Below are 4,661 nucleotides of genomic sequence, written 5' to 3' on the forward strand. Positions count from 1 at the left end.
AAATATTCGGCTGGGCGAAGAATCCAGCCCGTCCGGCGTTTGAGGACGAGGCGCGGAGCGCCGATCACGGGGGTCCAGGGGGCGGAGCCCCCTGGTTTCGGGAAGGGGCGGGATTGGGGAGCCCCCGGCAGGGCCCCCGCGGCCGGCGCCCGTAGGCTGGGCCCTCCAATGGGCCAAGCGAAGGGAAGGGGATCCCGGTGACGGTCGCGCTCGGCGAGAAGGCTCCGGATTTCGAGCTCAAGGACAACCACGGACGCACCGTGCGCCTCGCGGACCACCGCGGGCGCAAGAACGTCGTGCTGCTCTTCTACCCGTTCGCGTTCACCGGCGTGTGCACCGGCGAGCTCTGCGCGCTCCGCGACGAGCTGCCCACGTTCGTCAACGACGACACGCAGCTCCTCGCCGTCTCCAACGACTCCATCCACACGCTGCGCGTCTTCGCCGAGCAGGAGGGGCTCGAGTACCCGCTGCTCTCGGACTTCTGGCCGCACGGCGAGGTCTCCCGCGCCTACGGCGTCTTCGCGGAGGACAAGGGCTGCGCGGTGCGCGGCACCTTCATCATCGACAAGGAGGGCGTCGTGCGCTGGAGCGTCGTCAACGACCTCCCTGACGCCCGCGACCTCAACGAGTACGTCACGGCCCTCGGGCAGCTCTGAGGGCACCCAGGGAGGAGCCGGAGAGCACTCAGGGAGAGCTCAGGGAGCACTCAGAGCGTCCTCAGGGAGAACTCGGGGACGACACCCCGGGAATCTCCGGGGTGAGGAGCCTGTGGCGGCCGGGAACCGGTCACTAGGATCCACACGTTGATCCGATGGCAAGCACGACTGGGGCTCCCCGCCCCTGGACACCAATTGGGAGGACTCGTGGGAGTCAGCCTCAGCAAGGGCGGCAACGTATCGCTGAGCAAGGAGGCGCCCGGCCTGACCGCGGTCACGGTCGGCCTCGGCTGGGACGTCCGCACCACCACCGGTACGGACTTCGACCTGGACGCCAGCGCCATCCTCACGAACGCGGAGGGGAAGGTCACCAGCGACCAGAACTTCGTGTTCTTCAACAACCTGAAGAGCCCGGACGGCTCCGTCGAGCACACCGGTGACAACATCACCGGTGAGGGCGAGGGCGACGACGAGCAGATCAAGGTGAACCTGGCCGCGGTCCCGGCCGACGTCGAGAAGATCGTCTTCCCGGTGTCGATCTACGACGCCGAGACCCGCCAGCAGTCCTTCGGCCAGGTCCGCAACGCGTTCATCCGCGTGGTGAACCAGGCCAACGACACGGAGCTCGCCCGCTACGACCTCTCCGAGGACGCCTCCACGGAGACGGCCATGGTCTTCGGCGAGCTCTACCGCCACGGCGCGGAGTGGAAGTTCCGCGCCGTCGGCCAGGGGTACGCCTCGGGCCTGCGCGGCATCGCGCAGGACTTCGGCGTCAACGTCTGAGCCGAGCAGTTCCACCGCCCCAGCCGTCCGGCGCCGCACCCCCGAGTGCGGCGCCGGACGCGCTAGGCACCGCACCGCGCGCCCTCCGCGCGCCCCGCACCACCCGCACCACCCGCGCGCCCCGGGCCGCCGGCTCCGGCCGCCGGCCCGGGCGCCCGGCGCCCGCCGCTCAGCACCACCCGGGGAGGACACGATCATGGGCGTCACACTCGCCAAGGGAGGCAACGTCTCCCTGTCCAAAGCCGCACCCGACCTCACCCAGGTGATGGTCGGCCTCGGCTGGGACGCGCGCTCCACCACCGGAGCCCCCTTCGACCTCGACGCCAGCGCCCTGATGTGCCAGTCGGGCCGCGTCCTCGGCGACGAGTGGTTCGTCTTCTACAACAACCTCAAGAGCCCGGACGGCTCCGTCGAGCACACCGGGGACAACCTCACGGGTGAGGGCGACGGCGACGACGAGTCGCTGCTCGTGGACCTGTCCAAGGTCCCGGCCCACTGCGACAAGATCGTCTTCCCCGTCTCCATCCACGACGCGGACAACCGCGGGCAGACCTTCGGCCAGGTGAGCAACGCGTTCATCCGCGTGGTCAACCAGGCCGACGGCCAGGAGCTCGCGCGCTACGACCTCAGCGAGGACGCCTCCACGGAGACCGCGATGATCTTCGGGGAGGTGTACCGCTACGGCGGCGAATGGAAGTTCCGTGCCGTCGGCCAGGGGTACGCGTCCGGACTGCGGGGCATCGCTCTAGACTTCGGAGTCAATGTTTCCTAAAGGACTCTCCCCGGGTTCCCCAAACGGCTGGCCAGGCCGGCCCGGCGGGGTTCCCGGGTGGCCCCCGGGGAAGACGGCACAAGCAGCCGGGGCCGGCACGGGGGAGACCCGTACACACACGATTGGGTAGCCAGTGGTACTGAAAACCTTCGGCTGGTCGTTCGCAGTCACTGCGCTCGGCCTGGTCGCAGCGGTGCTCTTCGGGGGGTGGGCGGCGCTCGGGCTCGTGGCGATCCTGTCCATCATGGAGATCTCGCTGTCCTTCGACAACGCGGTGGTCAACGCCGGGATCCTGAAGAAGATGAATGCCTTCTGGCAGAAGATCTTCCTCACCATCGGCATCCTCATCGCCGTCTTCGGCATGCGCCTCGTCTTCCCGGTCGTGATCGTCGCCGTCAGCGCCAAGATGGGCCCGATCGAGGCGGTCAGGCTCGCGCTCAACGACAAGGACAAGTACCAGCAGCTCGTGACGGACGCGCATCCGTCCATCGCCGCCTTCGGTGGCATGTTCCTGCTGATGATCTTCCTCGACTTCATCTTCGAGGACCGGGACATCAAGTGGCTCGGCTGGCTGGAGCGCCCGCTGGCGAAGCTCGGCAAGGTCGACATGCTGTCGGTGTGCATCGCGCTCGTCGTGCTGCTCGTCTCGGCGATGACCTTCGCCAAGCACGCGCACCAGCACGGCGGCACCCACGCCGACAAGGCGGAGACCGTACTGATCTCCGGGGTCGCGGGTCTCATCACGTATCTCGTGGTCGGCGGACTCTCCAGTTACTTCGAGGACAAGCTCGAGGAAGAGGAGGAGCGTGAGCACGAGGAGGAGGAGAAGGCCAAGAAGACCGGCAAGCCCGTCTCGGCCATCGCGCTCTCCGGCAAGGCCGCGTTCTTCATGTTCCTCTACCTGGAGGTCCTGGACGCGTCCTTCTCCTTCGACGGTGTCATCGGCGCCTTCGCCATCACCAACGACATCGTCCTGATGGCGCTCGGCCTCGGCATCGGCGCGATGTACGTCCGGTCCCTCACGGTGTACCTGGTCCGCGAGGGCACCCTCGACGACTACGTCTACCTGGAGCACGGCGCGCACTACGCCATCGGCGCCCTCGCCGCGATCCTGCTCGTCACCATCCAGTACGAGATCAACGAGTTCATCACCGGCTCGATCGGCGTCGTCCTCATCGCCGCCTCGTTCTGGTCGTCCGTGCGCCGCAACAGGGCGCTGGCGGCCGCCGAGGGCAAGGGCTCGGGCTCGGACGAGAAGTCCGAGGTGTCCTCCGGCGTCTGACCGGAACCGGGCCGCGGCCCGGACCTCGGCCACCGCACTGGCGGCGTCCCCGGCACGGGGGCGCCGCCAGTGGCGTTCCCGCGGTGCCCTACGGTGAGATCCGGATCACTCGACGGCACGTGTGGCACCGGCTCCGGTGAGGAAGTCTCTTGTGCGGGGCGGCTGTTGGGCGGTGGCGTGCGGCCGTCCCGGGACGGGGGCAGGTGGCGACCGGGGCGATGTGGGGGTTGTGGCATGGGCTTCTTCGACGGACTGCGGCCCGGCAAGGCGATGGACTTCGCCTCGGGTTCGGCGGCGACCAACGCCATCGAGCTGACCAAGCGGCACCCCACGGTGTCGCTCACCAAGCAGGGCGCGGCGACGGGCAACCTCCGCGTCAACCTCTCCTGGCAGATGCGGACCTCGGACCTCATCGGCAAGAAGCGCGGCGGCGGCGGACTGCTGCGCCACCCCTTCAAGCTGTTCCAGCCCGAGGAGGTGCAGGCGCACACCCAGAGCATGGTCAACGTCGACCTGGACCTCGGCTGTCTGTACGAGCTGAAGGACGGCACCAAGGGAGTGGTGCAGCCCCTCGGCAACTTCTTCGGGGACCTCAACGGACCGCCGTACGTGAAGGGCAGCGGCGACGACCGGTTCGGCTCGGGGACGGGCGAGACGCTGTACGTCAATCTCGACCACCGGGAGTCCATCAAGCGGCTGCTGGTGTTCGTCTACATCTACGACCAGACGCCGGCCTTCGACCGCACCTCCGCCAAGGTCACGCTCTACCCCAGCAACGGCCCGCGGATCGAGATCGACCTCGACGAGCGCCAGCCGCAGGCCCGCTCGTGCGCGGTGGTCCTCCTCGAGAACGTCAAGGACGAGCTGATCGTGCGCCGCGAGGTGAAGTTCGTCTACGGCTTCCAGGCCGAGCTCGACCGGCTCTACGGCTGGGGCCTGCAGTGGGGCCGCGGCTACAAGTCGAAGGTGAGCTAGCGGGCCGCCACGGCGGACGGGCTCACCGCGGCAGGAACTGCGGCCCCTGCGGCGGCATCCGGAAGTCCGGGTCGGGCACGGGCGCGACCGGGTGCGGGTAGCCGTACGCGGGCTGGGGCGTCCGGGCCGGGGCGGCGGGCGCGGGCGCGGCCTTCGGGTAGCCGTAGGCGGGCCCGGGCGCGGGGTGGCGCGG

At 69.0% G+C, this 4,661-nt stretch carries 5 protein-coding genes; all 5 read left to right on the forward strand.

What is annotated here, in order from left to right:
• Nucleotides 1–197 precede the first annotated feature (197 nt).
• The gene (locus IE330_RS37715) at nt 198–656 is read left to right on the forward strand and encodes a peroxiredoxin (protein WP_190140698.1); all 459 of its coding nucleotides are present in this window, start codon (nt 198–200) and stop codon (nt 654–656) included.
• A gap of 207 nt (nt 657–863) precedes the next feature.
• Entirely contained in the window at nt 864–1,439 is a 576-nt protein-coding gene (locus IE330_RS37720; protein ID WP_190140699.1) for a TerD family protein, read from the forward strand.
• 196 nt (nt 1,440–1,635) lie between these two features.
• Nucleotides 1,636–2,211, forward strand: coding sequence for a TerD family protein (locus IE330_RS37725; protein ID WP_190140700.1), 576 nt, complete (start codon nt 1,636–1,638; stop codon nt 2,209–2,211).
• A gap of 133 nt (nt 2,212–2,344) precedes the next feature.
• The gene (locus IE330_RS37730; RefSeq protein WP_190140701.1) at nt 2,345–3,493 is read left to right on the forward strand and encodes a DUF475 domain-containing protein; all 1,149 of its coding nucleotides are present in this window, start codon (nt 2,345–2,347) and stop codon (nt 3,491–3,493) included.
• 234 nt (nt 3,494–3,727) lie between these two features.
• Nucleotides 3,728–4,468, forward strand: coding sequence for a TerD family protein (locus tag IE330_RS37735; protein ID WP_190140702.1), 741 nt, complete (start codon nt 3,728–3,730; stop codon nt 4,466–4,468).
• Nucleotides 4,469–4,661 lie beyond the last annotated feature (193 nt).

It is taken from the genome of Streptomyces longispororuber (genome assembly GCF_014656095.1).
Taxonomy (GTDB): Bacteria; Actinomycetota; Actinomycetes; order Streptomycetales; family Streptomycetaceae; genus Streptomyces; species Streptomyces longispororuber.

What these genes read in the sequence shown, in the direction of transcription:
- IE330_RS37725 (WP_190140700.1), top strand. Translation starts at nt 1,636, where the DNA reads ATGGGCGTCACACTCGCCAAGGGAGGCAACGTCTCCCTGTCCAAAGCC.
- IE330_RS37735 (WP_190140702.1), top strand. Translation starts at nt 3,728, where the DNA reads ATGGGCTTCTTCGACGGACTGCGGCCCGGCAAGGCGATGGACTTCGCC.